The organism is Citrobacter sp. RHBSTW-01013, assembly GCF_013781985.1.
Lineage (GTDB): Bacteria > Pseudomonadota > Gammaproteobacteria > Enterobacterales > Enterobacteriaceae > Citrobacter > Citrobacter braakii.
This window is the reverse complement of sequence record NZ_CP056185.1, coordinates 2707829-2727353: the sequence shown is the minus strand read 5'-3', so window position 1 is coordinate 2727353 and position 19525 is coordinate 2707829. Positions and strand designations below refer to the sequence as shown.

Below are 19525 nucleotides of genomic sequence, written 5' to 3'. Positions count from 1 at the left end.
GGTGTAACGTATAATGGTCGGCCCGGAGGGATTACATTTGAGGCTCATCGTCCCAGGCGTGCGGTGCGAACAGATAACCTTTGTTGCGCACCGTTTTGATTCGATAGGGTTCAGTCGCGTTATCGAGCAGTTTTTTGCGTAACCGGGAAATTGCGACATCAACGCTGCGATCCATGCCGTCATAACTTACGCCGCGCAGGTTCTTCAGCAGCGCATCGCGGTCCATAATTTGCCCGGCATGGGTTGCCAGCTCCCACAGTAATTCAAAATCTGCGGTGGAAAGAGAGACTTGCTCGCCGCCGAGCAGCACGGAACGATTGGTTGGGTCGATAGTGAGTGTGCCAAAGCGCAGCGTTGTGTGCGGCGTGATGGTTGCCGCCTGAATGCCTTTAGACTGGACTGAGTGTTCATTCTGGCGCAGATGCAGACGCAGGCGAGCAAGCAGTACAGCTGGCGGCGTTGTCTTCAGAATATAGTCACAGGCACCCATTTCCAGCGCCAGAATATGGTTCATATCGCTGTCCAGCGAGGTGAGCAACACAATTGGACCCTGCCAGCGTCCGCGCAAATCGCGGCAGATAGTCATCCCATCTTTGCCCGGCAGCATGATATCTAATAACACCAGATCGGGTTGAACTTGCAGGATTTTCTCCTCGGCCAAATCACCTCGAGGCTCAACGATAACCTCAATATCATGCCGGGCCAGATAGGCCGCAATCAGCGAGCCAACTTCGGGATCATCTTCAACAAATACGATGGTGTTCATATCATTCATTTTGAATATAAAACGCCAACATACACCGCCCCGGTTTTTCCTTCCATTAATCTTTTCTAAACAAGAACGCTTCCGTTATGCTAGAGGCTGATGTTATTGATGTGTTAAGGCAGAGTGATGGGACTCGTTATAAAAGCGGCGCTCGGTGCGCTGGTGGTGGTGTTAATTGGTGTGCTGGCGAAAACAAAGAACTACTATATTGCCGGATTAATTCCGTTGTTCCCGACCTTTGCGTTGATTGCCCACTATATCGTGGCCAGTGAACGTGGGATCGAAGCGTTGCGTACAACCATTGTCTTCAGCATGTGGTCGATTATTCCCTATTTTGTCTACCTCGTTTCGCTGTGGTATTTCACCGGATTTATGCGCTTACCCGTTGCGCTCGGCGGTTCAGTGGTGTGCTGGGGCCTGAGCGCATGGTTGCTTATTTTTTGTTGGATTAAATTGCACTAACGCAGATGACGCCCGCCATCAAGGGCAAAACTACGCCCGGTGACAAAACAGCTGGTCAACAGATAGTCAATTAAATCAATGACCTCTTTTTCACCCGGCGCTGTTTTCATCAGTGATTTGTTCAATGCCTGCTGACGATACTCTGCATCGTCACCCTCGTTAAACAGGATTAGCGAGGGGGCAATCGCGTTCACTTTCACTTCTGGTGCCAGTTTGCGCGCGAACGAGCGGGTCATGTTGTCCAGCGCCGCTTTGCTGGCAGCATAAGCAATGTGCTTATCGCTGCCACGCTCTACAACATAATCCGTAAAATGGATAATATCGCTGGCCGCGTGTCCATGCCCGCGCAGCAATCCTTCCAGCGCGTGGTTGAGCAGGTAGGGGGTATTGACGTGAATCTGCATCATGGCTGACAGCACTTCGGTTAACGGCGCACCGGGCTTTTCTGCAAGCCAGGCACTGGCATTATGCACAATACCGCGCAGGCCATCCGTCTGTGCTTTGACCTCATCCGCAAAGGCCAGTACGCCTTCATCGGTGGAAAAATCAGCCTGGATACACAGCGCCCCCGCATCTCGCAGGCCATCAATAGCCGGATAATGCGTGCGGTAGCTAACGATAACTGGCTGTTTTTGATTAATAAAGTGCCATGCGACGGCGAGACCGATACGTCGACCTCCTCCGGTGATAAGAATTGGCAAAGGGGGTTTTTTACCCATCGTAATCTCCATGTGTCGCGAACGATGGGGACAATGTTACCCCATCAACATCCAGGTCGCCGGAACAGCAGCAACAAGCAGCAGGCCGATCAGCGCCATTTCCTGGCGTTTTAATACGTTTTCATGCGCGTGTGTTTTACGGGCATAAAGGAAGACCAGCAGCCCTGGCGCATACAGCACCACAGACAGCAGCAGGTGCATCGGACCTGACGCATACAATAACCATATGCCATAAATACTCGCTCCGATACCGACAGCCTTATGAATTGGACGAGTGGCAATTTTCAGCAGAAATGCGCCGACCAGTAAATAGGGCACCAGAATCATTTCTGAGGCGATGGTTAATAACGTATTGTAGTCGGAACCTGTGAGCCAGATCAGCACCAGGCAAATCTGTACGCAGATGTTGGTCAGCCACAGCGACGCCGATGGCGCGCCTTGCGCGTTCTGCCGCGCAAAAATGCGTGGAAACGCTTTGTGCGTGGAGGCGAGGAACGGCACTTCCGCCGCCATAATCGTCCAGCTTAAATAAGCACCGCACACGGAGACAATCAGACCTGCGGCAATAATAATTTCCCCCCATGGCCCCATCATTTTCACCATCAGACCGGCCATTGACGGGTTGCGGATCTCCGCCAGTTCGGGACGTGCGACAACGCCCAGAGACAGCAGGGTGACAAGCAGGTAAACGCCCAGCGCGGCGAGTACCGCCAGCAGCGTAGCGCGTCCGACGTCGCGTTTGTTTCTGGCACGAGCTGAAACCACCACCGCGCCTTCCACACCGATGAAAACCCACAGGGTGATGAGCATGGTGTTTTTTACCTGCTCCCAGACGGGAACGCCCAACGCTACGCCGGTAAAATCGAGGGTAAAGGTGTCGAGCTTAAACAGCATAAACGCCAGCACGATAAACAGACCAAGCGGCAGTAATTTCGCCAGCGTCGCCACCAGGTTAATACTGGCTGCCGTTTGCACACCACGCAGCACCAGAAAATGGACCACCCACAACAGCACCGATGCGCCAACAATCGACTGCCAGGTATTACCATCGCCAAACAGACGTAACTCCGGCGTGTCGGTAAAGAAGCTGAGCGCAGAGAAAACAATCACCAGATACGAAACGTTAGCGATAACAGCACACAGCCAATATCCCCACGCGGAGCAAAAGCCAATCAGCTCACCAAAACCTTCACGTGCATAGGTAAATATGCCGCCATCCAGTTCAGGACGGATACGCGTCAGAATCAGCATGGCAAAGGCGAGCAAAAGGATACCCGCACCGGTAATCGCCCAACCAATCAGTAATGCAGCCGGGCTTGCTACCGCCGCCATATTTTGTGGCAGGCTGAAAACACCAGCGCCGAGCATTGAGCTTAAAACCAGCGCGGTGAGTGCGCTCAGACCCAATTTCTTTTCCATTTGTATCCAGTGACAAAAACGAGAGTGAGAGAATAATTATTTTGGCAAACCGCATAAAAATGGTGAAAGCCACTAAGGCGCGGGATTTTACGGAGAGAAGAGAACGCATGCAATGGGGATAGAGAGATTTGTGACTAATAGTGTGAAAAGTAGTCTTAATACTGCTGTTTTTGTTTCGCCCGAGGGGAGGATGGTGGGAAATTATCAGGTCTACAAGGCTGTAGACCTGATAAGGTACTGAGTATTACTTATACAGGTCAGCGCTGATGGTCATGTTATTACCACGTTCAGACCACTGGCGGGTGATGTGATAATACTTAGCGCCTTTCTTCGCTGCGCGTTTGGCTACCTGGTAAGAGATTTCAGTCATGTTGCCATAGTTACCGGTGAACTTAATGCTGTCGAACGGCACCATCATAGCGGCGGTTGCTTTATTCAGTTCTTCAACTTTGGTTCCATCCGGCAGCGTGACAGTGTAACGCCCACCTTTGGTGGATTGCGTTTCGAAGAAACGACCGACTTCAGCGCTCGGAGACGCGGTAGTCGCAACGCCTGGGATCTCAACTTTCTTCGCGGCTTCGCCACCGGCAGCTAATGCGGCACGTCCGGCATCTGAATCTGCTGGGATCGCATCAGGGCTTTGTACTACGCGTTTTTTCGCATCAGCTTTATAGATGAATGCGGTAATACGCTGGTTGCCACCCTGGTTGGCATCGACCTGGCGCACGATGTAGAAGGAGTAAGCGCCTTTCTCTTTCGCTGCTTTGGTGATGGCATCGTTCACTTCAGGCTGGCTGCGGTAGAAGCCCTGCACCGTAACGGTATCGAATGGTTCTATCAGAACGGCCTGATCTTTCGGTAATTCCATAACGCCGTTAATGACACGGTTTTTGGACGCTTCCGCTTTTTCAGCATCGGCTTTATAGATGTCGGCTACAACGCGCCAGTTACCGCCGCTGCCAAAATCTGAGGTATCAACAACATAAAAGGAGGCTGCACCGTCTTTATCTGCACGGCGTGATACGGCGGTCACCGCGTCACCGATAGCATTAAAACGACCGGTAACCACAATGCGGTCATAGGGTTTCAGGGCAGCCGCTTGCTCCGGCGTCAATTCTGTCGCTGCATTTACAGAAAAAGCAGTCGCAGAAATAAGTGCGGACGCCAGGAGAGTGTTCTTAAGCTTCATAAAAATAATCCTTCGCCTTGCGCAAACCAGGTACTGGTATTGTTATTGACTAGAAACGTCGCTGATTATTGCATTTAAATTGTGTCAGTGTCTGCGTCATTTTTCACTCATCGTGCCACGTGACGTAACAACACAGATAACATTTTGTGATATGTCGAAAATTTCGGCGTTTGGCGACCAAAACTGATAAAGCAGTTGAATTTCATAAGTTAATTTAATGTTAATCAATTGTTTTTGGCAGGCACGTAATCATGTTTTGCCGCTTCGCTTGAGCGAATTATCGGCCTTTGTGGGCTATTTTTAGGGTATTTTATCTGCCAGCGGTTCGATTCATCTCTATTTCGCGAATTTCATAATAAATACTGTTTATTGGCGCTAGATCACAGGCGTCATTTTCAGTAGGTTATACAGAGTTTGTTACTGTTTTATTTTATTGGGGTAACACTGACCTCTTTCGAGAGTGCGCGCATGCCTCGTGCGAACATTGATAAACCATCATCACAAATACAGATGGAAGGGAACATTATGCGAATTGGCATACCAAGAGAACGGTTAACCAATGAAACCCGCGTCGCAGCTACGCCGAAGACGGTTGAGCAGCTGCTTAAGTTGGGTTTCAGCGTCGCGGTTGAAAGCGGTGCAGGTCAACTGGCAAGTTTTGACGATAAGGCGTTTGTACAAGCAGGCGCAGAAATTGTTGACGGAAATGCCGTCTGGCAGTCAGAGATTATCCTGAAGGTCAACGCGCCGGAAGAGGCGGAAATCCCGTTGCTCAACCCGGGCACGACGCTGGTGAGTTTTCTTTGGCCCGCGCAAAACCCTGAGCTGTTGCAGAAGCTGGCAGAGCGCAACGTGACGGTTATGGCGATGGACTCCGTGCCGCGTATTTCGCGCGCGCAGTCGCTGGATGCCTTAAGCTCGATGGCGAATATCGCCGGGTATCGTGCCATTGTTGAAGCCGCTCATGAATTTGGCCGCTTCTTCACCGGGCAGATCACCGCCGCGGGCAAGGTTCCACCTGCCAAGGTCATGGTGATTGGTGCGGGTGTGGCAGGTCTGGCTGCTATCGGTGCGGCAAACAGCCTGGGCGCTATCGTTCGTGCTTTTGACACCCGTCCGGAAGTGAAAGAGCAAGTTCAGAGTATGGGCGCTGAATTCCTCGAACTGGACTTTAAAGAAGAGGCCGGCAGCGGCGACGGTTACGCCAAGGTGATGTCCGAAGCGTTCATCAAAGCTGAAATGGCGCTCTTCGCCGCGCAGGCGAAAGACGTTGATATTATCGTTACCACCGCGTTGATTCCGGGCAAACCGGCACCGAAACTGATCACCCGTGAAATGGTCGATTCGATGAAGGCGGGCAGCGTGATTGTCGATCTCGCCGCGCAAAACGGCGGTAACTGCGAATACACCGTGCCTAACCAGGTGACCACCACCGAGAACGGGGTGAAGGTTATCGGTTATACCGATCTGCCAGGCCGACTGCCGACGCAGTCTTCCCAGCTTTATGGCACGAACCTCGTTAACCTGCTCAAGCTGTTGTGCAAAGAGAAAGACGGCAATATCACCGTCGATTTTGACGACGTGGTCGTACGTGGCGTTACGGTGGTTCGCGAGGGTGAAATCACCTGGCCTGCGCCGCCTATCCAGGTTTCTGCTCAGCCGCAGGCTGCGCCAAAAGCCGCGCCCGCGCCGAAAGAAGAGAAAAAACCGGCCTCACCGTGGCGCAAATATGCGTTGATGGCGCTGGTCGTCATACTGTTTGGCTGGCTCGCTGATGTCGCGCCGAAAGAGTTCCTGGGGCACTTTACGGTGTTCGCGCTTTCCTGTGTAGTGGGTTACTACGTGGTCTGGAATGTGTCGCACGCGCTACACACTCCGCTGATGTCCGTGACGAACGCTATCTCCGGGATCATCGTTGTCGGGGCGTTATTGCAAATTGGCCAGGGTGGCTGGGTGAGTTTCCTGAGCTTTATCGCGGTGCTTATTGCCAGCATTAATATTTTCGGTGGCTTCACCGTGACTCAGCGCATGCTGAAAATGTTCCGGAAAAACTAAGGGGTAACATATGTCTGGAGGATTAGTTACAGCTGCATACATTGTTGCCGCGATCCTGTTTATTTTCAGCCTGGCGGGGCTTTCGAAACACGAAACCTCTCAACAGGGTAACAACTACGGTATCGCCGGGATGGCGATTGCGCTGATTGCCACGATTTTTGGCCCGGAGACCGGCAACGTTGCGTGGATCCTGGTGGCGATGATCATCGGCGGCGCGATTGGTATTCGTCTGGCGAAGAAAGTCGAGATGACCGAGATGCCGGAGCTGGTGGCGATTCTGCACAGCTTCGTCGGTCTGGCGGCGGTACTGGTGGGTTTCAACAGCTACCTGTATCACGACACGGGCCTGGAACCGATTCTGGTGAACATTCACCTGACGGAAGTGTTCCTTGGTATCTTCATCGGTGCGGTGACCTTTACCGGTTCCGTGGTGGCGTTTGGCAAACTGCGCGGTAAGATCTCCTCTAAACCGCTGATGCTGCCAAATCGTCACAAAATGAACCTGGCGGCGCTGGTTGTTTCTTTCCTGCTGCTGGTGGTGTTTGTTCGTACCGAAAGCGTGGGTCTGCAGGTTCTGGCGCTGCTGGTGATGACCATTATTGCGTTAGCCTTTGGCTGGCATCTGGTGGCGTCCATCGGCGGTGCGGATATGCCGGTCGTCGTTTCAATGCTTAACTCCTATTCAGGATGGGCGGCGGCGGCGGCGGGCTTTATGCTCAGCAACGATCTGCTGATCGTCACCGGTGCGCTGGTCGGTTCTTCCGGTGCGATCCTGTCTTACATCATGTGTAAGGCGATGAACCGTTCGTTTATCAGCGTGATTGCCGGTGGCTTTGGTTCTGATGGTTCTTCTACGGGGTCTGATGAAGAAGTCGGTGAGCATCGTGAGATTAATGCGGAAGACACGGCAGAAATGCTGAAGAACTCGCACTCCGTGATAATCACCCCGGGCTATGGCATGGCCGTGGCACAGGCGCAATATCCGGTCGCTGAAATCACCGAGAAACTGCGCGCCCGCGGCATCAAGGTACGCTTTGGTATTCACCCGGTAGCAGGGCGCTTGCCAGGTCATATGAACGTGCTGCTGGCGGAAGCCAAAGTACCCTATGACATAGTGCTGGAAATGGATGAAATCAATGATGATTTCGCCGATACCGATACCGTGCTGGTGATTGGCGCCAACGATACGGTAAACCCGGCGGCGCAGGACGATCCGCGTAGCCCAATCGCCGGTATGCCGGTGCTGGAAGTATGGAAAGCGCAGAACGTTATCGTGTTCAAACGTTCTATGAACACCGGCTATGCTGGCGTGCAGAACCCGCTGTTCTTTAAAGAAAACACTCATATGCTGTTTGGCGATGCCAAAGCCAGCGTGGATGCGATCCTGAAAGCGCTGTAATCGTCAGCGCAAACCAAGACGGCCTCTGCGGAGGCCGTTTTTTTAATACTCCGCTATTCATGATTACCACTCATAAACCCATACGGTTTTAACCGTCTAATCACCGTAAAACGCCGTGTATATACTGCTTCCTGACTTTTTAGAACATAACAGGGCGCTATGCGTACACGTAAACATGCCTCGTCGGCGGCTATAGCAAGCCAGACTGGTCTTACTTTTATTCTGATCCTCAGTGGCCTGATGGCCTTTGCCTCGCTTTCCACCGACATTTATCTTCCGGCAATGCCGACAATGGCAGAGGATTTACATGGCAATGTAGAACTGACGATCACCGGTTTTTTGGTAGGTTTCGCCATTGCGCAATTGATTTGGGGGCCGATAAGCGATCATCTGGGACGGCGTAAACCGCTGTTAATTGGCATGGTGCTTTTTATCATCGGCTCCGCAGGATGTGCGATGTCCACGAGTATTACGCAAATTGTTTTCTGGCGAGTTTTTCAGGCGCTTGGAGCCTGTACCGGACCTATGCTGGCGCGGGCGATGATCCGCGATCTCTTTGCACGTACTCGCGCGGCGCAAATGCTTTCAACTCTGGTGCTGGTCATGGCGATTGCGCCAATAGCAGGACCGTTGATTGGCGGACAAATTATTCGCCTGAGCACCTGGCACTCTGTTTTTTGGCTGCTGGCGGTGATAGGGGCGCTGATGTTTATCTCCTTAAACTGGCTGCCGGAAACATTGCCGGAAGAGAAACGGGTGAAAGCTTCTTTAGCTGGCGCATTTCGTAATTACCGTTCGTTATTCAGCAATGGACGTTTTATGCGCTACACCCTGAGCCTGACGTGTTATTACGTTGCCGCGTATGCGTTTATTACCGGTTCGCCGTTCGTTTATATTAGCTATTACCATGTTGAACCACAGCAATACGGCTGGCTGTTTGCGCTCAATATTGTCGGAGTCATGGTCATGAGCGTAGTAAACCGTCGTCTGGTGCAACAGCATTCTCTGGAGCAACTGCTAAAGTATGCGACGATGCTGGCGGCGCTGGCTGCAGTGGCGCTTGCAGTGCTGGTTAAGCTGGAGTCTGGTGGCGTTGAAGCCATTATCATCACCGTTTTTCTGTTTTTCTCAATGAATGGCATTATTGCTGCTACTTCAACCGCTGCTGCGCTGGACGCAGTACCGAGCATCGCCGGTTCAGCCTCCGCGCTGATTGGCGCGTTACAATACGGTAGCGGCATTATCTCGTCATTGCTGCTGGCCGTCTTCAGCGACGGAACGCCATGGACTATGGCCTGGATAATTGCGTTATTTACGTTGTGTAGCGCCGTTCTGGCGCTACGGGCTAAACGATAAAAATGCCCGCAATGGCGGGGCGAATTCACTCTTTATTGAGATCGCTCAGCAACACGGCAATGCTTTGACCGCCGTTGGTTTGCTCAAGCGCGATTTTCACGATGATGGTCAGCGGCACAGAAAGCAGCATCCCGACAGGCCCCAGTAACCAGCCCCAGAAGATTAACGACAGAAACACCACCAGCGTAGACAACCCAAGTCCACGCCCCATGATCCGCGGTTCGAGGATATTTCCGAACACCAGGTTAATGACCAGATAACCTGCGAAAACCACCAGGGCGTCATAAAGGCCGCTAAATACCAGCACCTGAGCAATAGGGGGAATGGCGGCCAGCACCGAACCGATATTAGGAATATAGTTGAGTGCAAAGGCCAGCAGTCCCCAGACAAAGGCGAAACGCACGTCGAGTGCGGCGAGCATGCCCCAGGCTACCAGCCCGGTCACAATGCTGATCGCCGTTTTGAGCACCAGATAGTGGGAAACGCTGTCGATGGCGCGTTGAATCGCCGCCATTCCCTCAATGGGACGACTCATCATTTGTTTGAGTTTGTTGGGTAACTGCGGTACTTCCAGCAGCATAAAAACCACCGTCAACAGCAGTAAAAATATCGATGACATGGCATTAGACAACTGCGCCAGTAAATTGGTCACCAGCGTCATTGCCGCGTTCGGGTCGATATATTTGACGAGTTCATCTACGGAAACGCCGATCCCTGCGCGCTGTAACCACGGCTCAAGGTTTTTGAGTGGGATAACCAGTGAAGAGCGATACTGCGGCAGCGTTCGCGCAAGCTCGTTTAAGGATGTACCTAAATACGCTAATAGCAACACCATTAGCATCACAATAATAACAATGAGCAATGATACCGCTATTACGCGCGGTATGCGAAGTTTGACCATCCGCTGCACCACGGGGTTAAGCACGACGGCAATAAATAACGCCAGAATAAATGGGACGATGATATCTGCGGCAACGCGGATGCCGCTCAGGATGATAACCAGCATGCCCAGCATAATGACTATTTTTAGGCCGTTAAGCGTGATGATCGGTTTCGCCATGTGTATTCCTGCATTTTTCATTTTTGAATCTGAATAATAATGTGATTTGCGTCGAGCCGTTATAACAAAAATCAAATGGGGCAGGTAAAGAAGTGAAAAGACTTTGAGTTCGCATTGAAGCTATGGTACAAATCATCTGTGTTTAACTACCGAGGACAATTATCATCCGCGATGATGAGAAGCAACACTGCGGATAATTGTAATATTATGGACAATATGTTCAGGATGTTTTTGCGTTTACCTTCACTTCTTCGTACCTCCTCCACTTTCTTGCTTGCGGGTGAGCAACACTGGCGCAACGCGCTTTAGTCCCTTCTTCTGCCTGAGCTGGCGCTGTGCGCTGAGCTAACTAATTTTATTTTTTGGTTTACTGCATGCAGTAGGCCCAAAGGACTATATTCTCAAGCAGGAGAAGCATTATGTTTTACTGGATATTATTAGGTCTGGCCATCGCGGCTGAAATTACTGGTACGCTGTCAATGAAATGGGCAAGCGTCGGCCATGGTAATTCGGGCTTTATTTTAATGCTGGTAATGATTGCCTTATCGTATATTTTCCTCAGTTTTGCCGTTAAAAAAATTGCCCTTGGTGTGGCCTATGCCTTATGGGAAGGTATCGGTATTTTATTTATTACGCTGTTCAGCGTGCTGTTATTTGACGAAACCTTGTCCACGATGAAGGTGGCTGGACTGGTCTCGCTGGTGTTAGGTATTGTGCTGATTAAATCCGGTACACGAAAACCGACAAAGGCGGGCAGAGAGGTGAGCCATGCAGCAGTTTGAGTGGGTTCACGGCGCATGGCTTGGCATAGCCATTGTGCTCGAAATCGTCGCTAACGTCTTTTTGAAATTTTCAGATGGGTTTCGCCGCAAGACTTATGGCGTGCTGTCGCTGGCAGCCGTGTTAGCGGCCTTTAGCGCGCTGTCCCAGGCGGTAAAAGGTATCGACCTTTCTGTTGCCTACGCCTTGTGGGGCGGCTTTGGGATTGCTGCGACGTTAGCGGCAGGTTGGGTATTGTTTGGTCAGCGCCTGAATCATAAAGGCTGGATCGGTTTGGCGCTGCTGCTTGCCGGAATGGTGATGATTAAACTTGCCTGATCTCAGTGCTGCCCGTTACTACGGGCAGCATAGGTTATTCGTTCGCCAACTCATCCAGCTTATCGCGAAAACCGGTCACGGATATGGCGCGATTATCGGCCCGCCAGCGATCTTTCGCCGCCGGAGCGGAGCTTTGTACGCCAATCAACTGCCAGCCAGTATCTGTCTTCAACATCAATGGTGAACCGCTGTCGCCCGGGAGTGTATCGCACTGGTGCGACAAGACGGTATTCTGCGCCCAACCGGTCACCACGCAATCCTGATGCGTGTACAAGTCATCGAGATGATCTTCCGGGTAACCCGACTGCGTAACTTTACGATCTGCGGTTTTCAGCGCCGCGGTTAATGCCGCTTTATCACCTTCAAATAATGGCAGCGGTGTGATGCCAGAAGGTGGGTAACGCAGCACCACCAGACCAAAATCCCACGGGGCCGCGGAAGGCGGCACAATCCAGCCATCGCCATCGGCTTTTAAACGTTTTCCGAGCGAGGGATCAACCCGTCCTTCAATGCCGTGGATCTCGTAGCGCCAGACACCCTTTTTCGACACGAAGCGTAATGCCACGGCTTTATCCGGCTTGCCTTTCGGGGGGGTGAGTAAGCAGTGTCCGGCAGTCAGTGCCAGTCGTGGTGAAATGAGCGTGGCAGTACACAGGTTACCGCTGGCGGTTTCCAGTTGCCCGATAGCGTCCCATGGAGATTGCGTTGGGTCAGTCACTTTTATGCGATCGTCATGACCAAAAAACAGCGTTTTTACGTTTTCTGCTTCAGCGCTGGCCGTTGCAGGCTGGTCCGCATGCGCAACGACAGGAAGTAAACAAATTGAACCCAGTAACACAGCAATGGTTTTATGCATATCACACTCTGGTGGGGAATTATGATTTTTAACAGCAAACCCTCAGTTAATACTATAGACGGGACGGCGGGAAAGTGGGAGTAAAATCAGATAACTACACTCAGGAAAGATAAAAATGCATGGCAATGAGGGCGCAAATTATCAGGGTAATAAGAATGAACTCAAAGCGATAATGTGACACCATTTTACCCTCCAAAAGGCGGCGCTAAATCAGGTCGATTTAGCGCCGTATGCTATGGCGTGGGGGACGCCATAGTAACTACAAATGTGTTATGCAGCAGGTTGAGCAGCGGGTTTAGCGGTGTCGTGTTTTACGGCTTTTTTGGTGTGTTTTTTTGCTGCCTGAGCTTTCTGCTCTGGTGCTTTTTGTTCTGCAGCGGGTTTTGTGGTGGATTTTTTAGCGTGTTTCTTGGCAGCCTGCGCTTTCTGCGGCGCTGCTTTGTGCTGTTTTTTATGATGAGTGGTTTTTGCCGGAGCTGCTTTGGTGGTTGCAGCAGCAGCCGGAGCGGTGGTAGCAGTTGTTTCAGCAGCAAATGCAGCAGAAGACAGACCCATAGCAGCGGCAACAACCAGAGCTAATACTTTTTTCATTCTCATACCCTCGATTTGGTTTTTCATTCAACCCCACTGCGGGGCCGTTGAAATAACTATATCGCTGTAATCACAGGGCTTCCGTGAGTCATTGGTTTCGGCGTGTAACGATATGTACAATGACTCACGGTATGAGATTACAAATAGCGGGCTTCCAGATGAGCGCGGAAATAACGGCTGCTGAGCGGCTCTCCGGTGGCCTGGGTAATAAGTTGTTCAGTGGTGAAACGGCTGCCATGCTGCCAGATATTCTGACGTAACCAGTCAAACAGGGCACCAAACTCACCTTGCGCAATAGACTGCTCTAAATCAGGCAATGCGCGCTTAGCGGCACTGAATAACTGCGCCGCATACATGGCGCCTAAAGTATAGGAAGGGAAGTAGCCAAAGCCGCCATCGGTCCAGTGAATATCCTGCATACAACCGTTACGATAGTTGCCGATGGTTGACAGCCCCAGCCAGGACTGCATTTTCTCATTCCACAATGCCGGGATATCATCCACTTCAATATCGCCATTAATGAGCGCGCGTTCGATTTCATAACGCAGGATAACGTGAGCAGGATAGCTCACCTCGTCGGCATCAACACGGATAAAACCGGGTTTAACCTGCTGGTTCCAGGCGATGAAATTGCTTTCTTCAAACGCAGCCTGATCGCCAAAGTGGCGCGTCACAGCAGGAATTAACCGCGTCAGGAATGCTTTACTGCGCCCCAGTTGCATCTCAAAGAACAGACTCTGGGACTCATGAATGGCGGTTGAGCGTGCCAGGGCGATAGGTTGCCCTGACCAACTGTGCGGCAGATTTTGCTCATAGCGGGCGTGACCGGTTTCATGGATCACGCCAAACAGCGCGCTAAGTAATTCGTTTTCATCATAGCGGGTGGTGATACGCACATCTTCAGGTACGCCACCACAGAAGGGGTGCGCACTGATATCCAGTCGACCAGCCGTAAAATCGAATCCCAACTGCGCCATCGTTTCAAGGCCTAACTCTCGCTGGATTGCGGTTGGGAAAGGACCAACCGGGGCGATGAGCGACTGCTGAGACTGCTTTGCCACCACCTTGTTGAGCAGATCCGGTAACCAGCTCTTAGCGTCTGCAAACAAGACATCCAATTGGGCACTGGTCATCCCTGGTTCGAAAATGTCCAGTAGCGCGTCATACGGCGAACAGCCTGTGGCTTCCGCACGCAGCCGGGCTTCTTCACGACTGTGCTTCACGACCTCTTTCAGGTTTTCGGAAAATCCCTCCCAGTCATTCGCTGGTCGCTGGCTGCGCCAGGCATGCTCGCAGCGGCTACCCGCGAGTGATTTCGCTTCTACCAACGATTCAGGTAGTAAGGATGCCTGATGATGCAGTCGCGACATTTCGCGCAGGTTGGCTTGCTCAACATCGTTAAGGTCCTCCTGTTGGGCTGCGGCGATCCACGTTGCCACCTTCGGGTCGGTTAACAACTGGTGCTCAAGCACACTCAGCTCGGCCAGCGCTTCGCCGCGAGCTTTGCTGCCGCCAGATGGCATCATGGTAAACATGTCCCAACTGGCGATTGCCGAGAGGTGGGAGAAGCGAGAGAGCCGCTGGAACGTGCGGGTGAGCTGATGGTAATTATCATTGTTACTCATTTTTTGTTCTCGTTCTGTTTAGGTGTGATGAGAAGTTTACCGTGATTCATTCACTTTTCATAAACACACCTTTGTACCCGACTTTGCGTAACAGCTTTTTATAGCGAAAAGCCAGTAGCACGAGAAAACAGAGGGCATAAATAATGGGGAGCGGTGATAACACTTTTACCGACCACATATAATGCAGCGGAAGCAAAACGGCCGCCAGGTAGACGTAGTTGTGCAATGTTTGCCAGCGTTTGCCCATTTTACGTTGCGCGGCTTGCGTGGAGGTCAGCGTCAGCAGGAATAAGATTATCCAACCAGTCATGCCCAACGTTAGCCATGGGCGTGAAACCAGTTCACGTCCCAATAATCCCAGATTTTGTATACCCAACTCCAGCAGCGCATAGCTGGTCATATGCAGCGTGGCCCATGCAAAACACCATAACCCTAATAATCGACGGGTGCGATACAACAACGGCTGCTTTGCGTAGCGGGCAAGCGGTGACACCAGCAGGGTAGCAAGCAGAAACTTCAGCGCGGTGATGCCCGTAAAGTGTTGGATATCTTTACCCGGGTCGGCCCCCAACTCACCACGCTGTGCGGCCCAGAAGAGCCATAGCAGGGGTAAAAAACCGGCGAGATGCAGCAGTACTTTCAGGCCGGTTATCTGTTTTGCGGTTAACCTCACTTAAAAATACTCCGTAGATCCATGCCCTGATATAAAGAAGCCACCTCATCGGCATAACCATTAAAAGGCAACGTGGGCTGTCGCTGAACATCGAGAATGCCACCCGAACCGATAAAACGCTCTGTGGCCTGAGACCAGCGGGGGTGATCGACTTGCGGATTGACGTTGGCGTAAAAACCGTATTCGTTAGGTGCTGACATATTCCAGGTCGTCGGCGGCTGTTTACGCGTCAGCTTAATACTGACTATCGATTTAATGCCCTTGAAGCCGTACTTCCAGGGTACGGTCAGGCGTATTGGCGCTCCGTTTTGCGGCGGCAACGCTTTGCCATACACGCCCACGGTCAGAAGGGTAAGCGGGTGCATGGCCTCGTCCAGACGTAAACCTTCAACATAGGGATACTTCAACCCGCCACCAATGAAGCGATCTTTCTGGCCGGGCATTTCATCAGGCGCGTAGCGTGTTTCAAAGGCGACGTATTTGGCGTGGCTGGTGGGTTCAACCTGCGCCAATAATTTATGCAAAGGAAAGCCGACCCACGGTACAACCATCGACCACGCCTCAACGCAACGCATCCGGTAAATACGCTCTTCTAATGGAAAACGAGTCGTCAGCGCATCATGATCCAACGTTAAAGGTTTGTTCACTTCACCGCTGATGGTTAACGTCCAGGGATCGGTTTTCAGGCTACCGGCATTCGCGGCAGGATCGGCTTTATCCAGACCAAATTCGTAGAAATTGTTGTAGCCCGTGACCTTGTCTTCCGGCGTCAAGGGCAGATTGTTTTGCCAGATCTCTGGTTTTGTGAACTCGAGCGGTTTGCCCGCTGGTGCAGACGGGCGATCGTTGCCTTTAAACCAATTCAACAGACCGGCCTGTGTCGGGGAAGAGAGCGAAGCCGCCGCCGCGCCTATCCCAAGAGCTTTGAGGATCTGTCGTCGTTGCATAAAAAAAACGGACTCGGCGGTAACATCAGCTTCCCGAAGTGGATGTTTTTTCTGCATAACTTTTCCTTTTTATTTTCATGTTAAGGAAAACAAATCGACGTTTCCCTGTTGATGCCTGACCTATCTATAACGACATACTGGACGCATGCGTATCCCTGATTCCTCACGAAAAGTTAAAAATTTTGTGATAACTTCCGCCCCTTGCCTGAGGTAAGCTTTCAGCATGACGAGAGGGGGATGACACTGATGGCAGGCGCGAAAAAGATATTTTTGGTGGAAGATGACAGCGATATCGCCTCACTTTTGCAACTTAGCCTGAAGGATGAGGGGTACGAAATTATTCATGAGGCTGATGGGGCACGTGCGGTCGAGCTACTGGAGAAGCATGTCTGGGATGCCGTTATCCTCGATTTAATGCTGCCGGGCGTGGACGGTCTGGAAATTTGTCGTCGCATTCGGCAAATGAGCTTCTATCTACCTGTCATTATTATCAGCGCTCGCACCAGTGAAACTCACCGCGTACTGGGGCTGGAAATGGGCGCCGATGATTATTTAGCCAAACCTTTCTCGGTGCTGGAATTGATGGCCCGGGTGAAGGCGTTGTTTCGCCGTCAGGAGGCGATGAGTCAGAACCTGCGTATGGAGGCGGGGATTATCACCGTCCATGGTGTGGAGATTGATCCATTAGCCCGGGAAGTCCGCCTGCAGGGTAAATCCCTCGATTTAACGCCGCGTGAATTCGATCTGCTCTATTTTTTCGCCCGCCATCCCGGGGAGGTCTTTTCGCGTCAGGCGTTGTTAGACCAGGTGTGGGGCTACCAGCACGAAGGATATGAGCATACGGTGAACAGTCATATTAATCGCCTGCGTACCAAAATTGAAAAAGATGCTGCGGAGCCGGAAATTATTCTTACCGTTTGGGGACGGGGCTATAAGCTTGCTGCGGTTAACGCGGAGCATCAACCATGATTTATCGATTGTCGCTGAGCCAGCGTCTGACCCTGGTCTTTACCGCTATTATGTTGATTTGCGCGGTTGCGGTCAGCGTTGTCCAGATCCGCAGCAGTAAACAGTATGGCGACGCTATGGTGCAAAGGCTCTCGCTGGAATTGGCGAGCAAGATTGTCAAAAGTGAGTCGCTTATTGATGCCAGCGGGCAGGTTAATCGGCAGACCTTAAAAGGACTGTTCAATCACCTGATGACGCTAAACCCTAGCGTGGAGCTGTATCTGGTTTCACCGTCAGGCGAGATACTTGCTGATGCCGCTCCGCCTGGGCATATTCAGCGCCAGAACATTAGCGTACAGCCGATCCAGGTTTTCCTTAATTCGGACGAGCTGCCCGTTTATGGCAATGATCCGCGCAGCAGCCAGCAAAAGGTATTCAGCGCCGCGCCAGTTTTATTTAACGGCAAGCTGCATGGCTATTTGTACATTATTCTCCAGGGCGAAGATCTCAATATGCTGGCGAATACCGCCTGGCAAAAAACGCTTTGGAACACCGTGACCGGGACGTTAATACTGGTTTTATTAGCCGGTGCAATCGCGGGGTACCTGGTGTGGAGATGGGTGACGAATCCGGTGAAAAGGCTGACCGGACAGGTGGTTAATCTGGAGCAGGACAGCATTAGCGTCATCAAACAGCTGGCGCAGAAAAAGCCCGATTTAACTCCGGCGAATGAAATTGCGTTGCTGAACAATGCATTTATTGAGTTAGCACAGAAAATTGCTCACCAATGGGATTTATTAGCTGACAGCGATCGTCAGCGCAGAGAGTTTATCGCTAATATTTCGCACGATTTACGTACGCCGCTCACTTCACTGCTGGGGTATCTGGAAATGCTGTCACTGAAAGCCGATACGATGACGCCGGAGGAAAATCGGCATTATCTAAGCATTGCACTGCGCCAGGGGCATAAGGTTCGCCATCTGTCACAACAGCTTTTTGAGCTGGCGAGACTTGAGCATGGCGGCATAAAACCACAGCGTGAACGTTTTGCTATTGGCGAGCTGATCCAGGATGTGGCACAGAAATTTGATCTACCCGTTGCCACGCGTCATTTGCAGTTACACCTTGACGTAATTGGTCCGTTACCGCTGGTGAATGCCGATTTATCGATGATGGAAAGAATCGTCACGAATTTGCTGGATAACGCTATCCGCCATACGCCTGACGGGGGCGAAGTGTGGCTAAAAGTCTGGCGTGATGAAGACCGCTTGTTAGCAGAAGTGCAGGACAGCGGGCCTGGCGTCGAAGAGGCTGTTCGCGAAGTATTATTTCAGCGCCCGACGGCGTTACTACCCCGTGAGCAGCGGGCTGAGCGTGGTGGTCTGGGCTTACTGATCGTGCGCAGAATGCTCGAACTGCATGGGGGAGATATCCGCCTGATTAATTCAACGGCAGGGGCCTGTTTCCGTTTTTCGTTGCCGCTGGCGGATTCCCCACTGAGTAGCTGATGAGAATGTTCCGCTGAAAAGAGTCTGTAACGCTATACGCGTTGTAAACCGTGGGCATTGCGTAAAAGTTGGTAGGTTGCCAGTGATAATGAGAATTTTTATCATATATTGATAATTCATCAAGTTATCTTTGATAAGCGCAAGGAGATCGTATGTCACAGGATGCCGACAACCTGTATATCGTCAGGACCAAAGCGGTTGCTGGCTGTTTTACCATGTTTTTGCTGATGTTTGGCCTCACGTTTCTTCCGTTGTTTTTCCCCGCCAGCCAGGTTCTGCTTGCCAAAGGGCTACTTTTTCCGCTGCTGTTTGCGCTGGAATTTGTTGTGCTGGTCCCGCTGTATTACTTCTTCTTTAGAAAAAGGGAGGGGCTGGGAAAGGGAATTTTCAACGCCAGATGGTTTGTCATTTTGTTCGTGGCGCTGCTGTTTATTCAGCTTATCCTGCCATGGTTTCTGGGCCTCAGACAAACCGAAGCGTGGGTAACCAGCCAGATATCCCTAAACAGCTACGCGCTGTGGTTATCCACTCTGACCCTGATATTTATTGCGCCAGTATATGAAGAGATTGTTTTCAGGGGCTGTTTATTCAACGCATTCCAGTATTGGTTCAATAATAAAACCTGGCTGTCGTCGGTGGTTGTATCGGTCATTTTTGCCATCATGCATACCCAGTATGTGGATCTGCGCACGTTGCTGATGCTGTTTCTTGTGTCGCAGGTTTTGATCATCGCCAGACTGAAAAGCAACGGCCTGCTGATGCCGGTTATGCTGCATATAGCGATGAACGGGACGGTTATTGCCCTGCAAATGGGGGCTCAGACGTTACAGCCTGGTTGATGAAGGCGATGCCCG

The 19525-nt window shown here is 51.5% G+C and carries 19 protein-coding genes; 9 read left to right on the top strand and 10 right to left on the bottom strand.

Annotated elements, in window-relative coordinates; genetic code table 11:
• Positions 1-31: 31 nt before the first annotated feature.
• The gene (rstA, locus tag HV350_RS13190) at positions 32-775 is read right to left on the bottom strand and encodes a two-component system response regulator RstA (protein WP_016153025.1); all 744 of its coding nucleotides are present in this window, start codon (positions 773-775) and stop codon (positions 32-34) included.
• Between the two features lie 117 nt (positions 776-892).
• Between rstA and HV350_RS13185 the strand changes: the two genes are divergently transcribed.
• Positions 893-1228, top strand: a complete 336-nt coding sequence (locus HV350_RS13185; RefSeq protein ID WP_016153026.1) for a GlpM family protein — start codon at positions 893-895, stop codon at positions 1226-1228.
• Here HV350_RS13185 and folM read toward each other — a convergent pair.
• From folM to ydgH, 3 genes are all read right to left on the bottom strand, one after another.
• Positions 1225-1947, bottom strand: coding sequence for a dihydromonapterin reductase (gene folM, locus HV350_RS13180; RefSeq protein WP_019076752.1), 723 nt, complete (start codon positions 1945-1947; stop codon positions 1225-1227). The genes HV350_RS13185 and folM overlap by 4 nt on opposite strands.
• 36 nt (positions 1948-1983) lie before the next feature.
• On the bottom strand, positions 1984-3366 hold the full coding sequence (locus HV350_RS13175; protein WP_016153028.1) for an amino acid permease: 1383 nt from the start codon (positions 3364-3366) through the stop codon (positions 1984-1986).
• Between the two features lie 244 nt (positions 3367-3610).
• Positions 3611-4555, bottom strand: a complete 945-nt coding sequence (ydgH, locus tag HV350_RS13170; protein WP_016156455.1) for a DUF1471 family protein YdgH — start codon at positions 4553-4555, stop codon at positions 3611-3613.
• A 525-nt stretch (positions 4556-5080) separates the two neighbouring features.
• Between ydgH and pntA the strand changes: the two genes are divergently transcribed.
• The 3 genes from pntA (at position 5081) to HV350_RS13155 (ending at position 9365) form a co-directional block, all read left to right on the top strand.
• Positions 5081-6610, top strand: coding sequence for a Re/Si-specific NAD(P)(+) transhydrogenase subunit alpha (gene pntA / locus HV350_RS13165; protein WP_029139532.1), 1530 nt, complete (start codon positions 5081-5083; stop codon positions 6608-6610).
• A gap of 10 nt (positions 6611-6620) precedes the next feature.
• Positions 6621-8009, top strand: coding sequence for a Re/Si-specific NAD(P)(+) transhydrogenase subunit beta (pntB, locus tag HV350_RS13160; RefSeq protein ID WP_016153031.1), 1389 nt, complete (start codon positions 6621-6623; stop codon positions 8007-8009).
• A gap of 159 nt (positions 8010-8168) precedes the next feature.
• Complete coding sequence (locus HV350_RS13155; protein WP_181628660.1) at positions 8169-9365, top strand: multidrug effflux MFS transporter; 1197 nt, start codon at positions 8169-8171, stop codon at positions 9363-9365.
• Between the two features lie 25 nt (positions 9366-9390).
• Here HV350_RS13155 and HV350_RS13150 read toward each other — a convergent pair whose 3' ends face one another.
• Positions 9391-10425 carry an AI-2E family transporter gene (locus tag HV350_RS13150; RefSeq protein ID WP_019076755.1) on the bottom strand — a complete coding sequence of 345 codons (1035 nt, stop codon included), beginning with the start codon at positions 10423-10425 and terminating at the stop codon, positions 9391-9393.
• A 416-nt stretch (positions 10426-10841) separates the two neighbouring features.
• Between HV350_RS13150 and mdtJ the strand changes: the two genes are divergently transcribed.
• Both mdtJ and mdtI read left to right on the top strand, forming a co-directional pair.
• Positions 10842-11207, top strand: coding sequence for a multidrug/spermidine efflux SMR transporter subunit MdtJ (mdtJ, locus tag HV350_RS13145; protein WP_161623250.1), 366 nt, complete (start codon positions 10842-10844; stop codon positions 11205-11207).
• On the top strand, positions 11194-11523 hold the full coding sequence (mdtI, locus tag HV350_RS13140; protein ID WP_016153035.1) for a multidrug/spermidine efflux SMR transporter subunit MdtI: 330 nt from the start codon (positions 11194-11196) through the stop codon (positions 11521-11523). Before mdtJ ends, mdtI begins: the two co-directional genes overlap by 14 nt.
• A 34-nt stretch (positions 11524-11557) precedes the next feature.
• On the opposite strand, the gene HV350_RS13135 is transcribed toward mdtI, so the two are convergent.
• The 5 genes from HV350_RS13135 to msrP all read right to left on the bottom strand — a co-directional run bounded on the left by HV350_RS13135 (position 11558) and on the right by msrP (position 16272).
• Positions 11558-12379, bottom strand: coding sequence for a serine protease (locus tag HV350_RS13135; RefSeq protein ID WP_016156459.1), 822 nt, complete (start codon positions 12377-12379; stop codon positions 11558-11560).
• Between the two features lie 270 nt (positions 12380-12649).
• On the bottom strand, positions 12650-12970 hold the full coding sequence (gene asr / locus HV350_RS13130; RefSeq protein ID WP_131405950.1) for an acid resistance repetitive basic protein Asr: 321 nt from the start codon (positions 12968-12970) through the stop codon (positions 12650-12652).
• A gap of 137 nt (positions 12971-13107) precedes the next feature.
• Entirely contained in the window at positions 13108-14595 is a 1488-nt protein-coding gene (locus tag HV350_RS13125; RefSeq protein WP_181628658.1) for a carboxypeptidase M32, read from the bottom strand.
• A 46-nt stretch (positions 14596-14641) separates the two neighbouring features.
• On the bottom strand, positions 14642-15268 hold the full coding sequence (msrQ, locus tag HV350_RS13120) for a protein-methionine-sulfoxide reductase heme-binding subunit MsrQ (RefSeq protein WP_181628656.1): 627 nt from the start codon (positions 15266-15268) through the stop codon (positions 14642-14644).
• The gene (msrP, locus tag HV350_RS13115) at positions 15265-16272 is read right to left on the bottom strand and encodes a protein-methionine-sulfoxide reductase catalytic subunit MsrP (RefSeq protein ID WP_181628655.1); all 1008 of its coding nucleotides are present in this window, start codon (positions 16270-16272) and stop codon (positions 15265-15267) included. The genes msrQ and msrP overlap by 4 nt, the downstream gene beginning before the upstream one ends.
• A gap of 189 nt (positions 16273-16461) precedes the next feature.
• Here msrP and HV350_RS13110 point away from each other — a divergent pair, with 189 nt between their 5' ends.
• The 3 genes from HV350_RS13110 (at position 16462) to HV350_RS13100 (ending at position 19510) form a co-directional block, all read left to right on the top strand.
• Positions 16462-17184, top strand: a complete 723-nt coding sequence (locus HV350_RS13110; RefSeq protein ID WP_016153040.1) for a response regulator transcription factor — start codon at positions 16462-16464, stop codon at positions 17182-17184.
• Positions 17181-18671 (top strand): ATP-binding protein, encoded by a 1491-nt coding sequence (locus tag HV350_RS13105; RefSeq protein WP_181628653.1) that lies wholly within the window; start codon positions 17181-17183, stop codon positions 18669-18671. Before HV350_RS13110 ends, HV350_RS13105 begins: the two co-directional genes overlap by 4 nt.
• A gap of 152 nt (positions 18672-18823) precedes the next feature.
• Positions 18824-19510 carry a CPBP family intramembrane glutamic endopeptidase gene (locus HV350_RS13100; protein ID WP_047358411.1) on the top strand — a complete coding sequence of 229 codons (687 nt, stop codon included), beginning with the start codon at positions 18824-18826 and terminating at the stop codon, positions 19508-19510.
• Positions 19511-19525 lie beyond the last annotated feature (15 nt).